Source organism: Fulvivirga kasyanovii (assembly GCF_009711405.1).
In the GTDB taxonomy this organism is placed as follows: Bacteria; Bacteroidota; Bacteroidia; order Cytophagales; family Cyclobacteriaceae; genus Fulvivirga; species Fulvivirga kasyanovii.
Genome location: NZ_SMLW01000664.1, coordinates 39,530 through 41,075 on the forward strand (window position 1 = coordinate 39,530; position 1,546 = coordinate 41,075).

The following is a 1,546-nucleotide window of genomic DNA, read 5'->3' on the forward strand; positions in this document are numbered from 1 at the left end:
TCTGAAATTCGGCTTGATCCGTTATCTCTTCAACCGATAAACCAAATAATAACTGCACAAGTACGGAGGGAAGTAACTCGCTAATGAATAAAGCAAAATTCTGTTAATATGTGCTTTCAAGGGAGAGTTATACGGAACAAGCTTAAGCTTAAAACCTGTGGAGTAAATGGATTGGAAAGTAAACAAGTAAAGTGCAACTTGCCCCTGAAAATCAGTAAGCCGCGCTTATGGTTATGTTATACGAGTTTGCCTACTGCGTCTGCAGATTGCTGTTAACACCTGTCTGTCAGCAAAGGAGTGAAAATTTAGGATCTCCCAGAAATTCCGTTTGATCCGTTTATAAAGGGATACTAACGGTAAACTCTGTAAATTCATTTTCCTGACTTTCTACAGCAATGCTGGCTTTAAGTTTATCAACACACATTTTAACAAGGTATAGCCCAAGGCCACTGCCTTTAGACTTGTCCGAACCCCGGAAAAACATTTGAAAGATCATATTTAAATGTGGAGCATGGATTCCAATGCCATTGTCTTTTATCCTTATTTCAAAAATCCCCTCTTTAATACTTGTAGAAATGTGTATATGATGAGGCTCAATGTTTGATGTTTTACGGAATATTAATGCGTTCTCGATAAGGTTCTTTATGATTATGCTTAACAGGTACCGGTCTGAGGTAATGTTGACCACGTTGAGATCGAAGGCGTATTTTGTTTTGAGGCTTTTATCATGAAACTTAATCACATCCCGGATTTCACTTAGTAAGGAAGGAATATCAATTTCATCTTTGCGCGGTTTACTATTGATGATCTCATGAACCTGCGCCAGCTTAGATAATAGTACTTCCATATCCTTAGCTGTATGCTCGATCATATCAAAGTACTTGAGATTGATGTCGTCAGGAGATTCCAGTTTAGCAAGGGAAGTAATACCATTAATTCTGCTGATCGGACCCTTTAAGTCATGGGAGGCTCTATATACAAACGTATCAAGTTCCCCGTTGATCTGTTGAAGCTGTTTGAGGGTGGCCTTAATTTTAGAAGTCCTTTTTTCAACTTTCTTTTCCAGATACATATTTAGCTCGGTCAGCTTCTGGTTCATACTCAATATCTCCTCCTGCGACTCTCTTAGCTGAATGTTTTTCTTCTGGATATCATCTTTCTGAGTACTGATTTCCTCATTTTTTGCTTTCAGTAAATGGTTTTGCTGTTCAATTTCTTTCTTTTGGGTCATTACCTCATAGGTGCGGTCCGCCACGATCAATTGTAGCTTCTTTCTTTGGGTACGTACTCTAACCGAGTAAGCGATAGTTATGAACCAAACTACAAAACCGGCAAGTGCAGACCATAGCACATAAGCCCAAGCCGTCTTATACCAGGGAGCCAATACCCTGAACTTATAAGTAGCCAGTCTTCCCTCAGTTCCATATATATTCTTCGATTTTACAAAAAAAGTATACTCTCCCGGATCCAGGTTGTTATATTCTTTCTTGGTTTCCGTTGACCAGTTTGACCATCCCCTGTCATTGTTTTCTAAATAATAACTAAA

General features: G+C 38.9%; 1 protein-coding gene. It reads right to left on the reverse strand.

The window, feature by feature from the left end; translation table 11 throughout:
• Positions 1-337 precede the first annotated feature (337 nt).
• The coding region (locus tag E1163_RS26360; RefSeq protein WP_155176058.1) for an ATP-binding protein at positions 338-1,546 on the reverse strand (1,209 nt) is incomplete at its 5' end.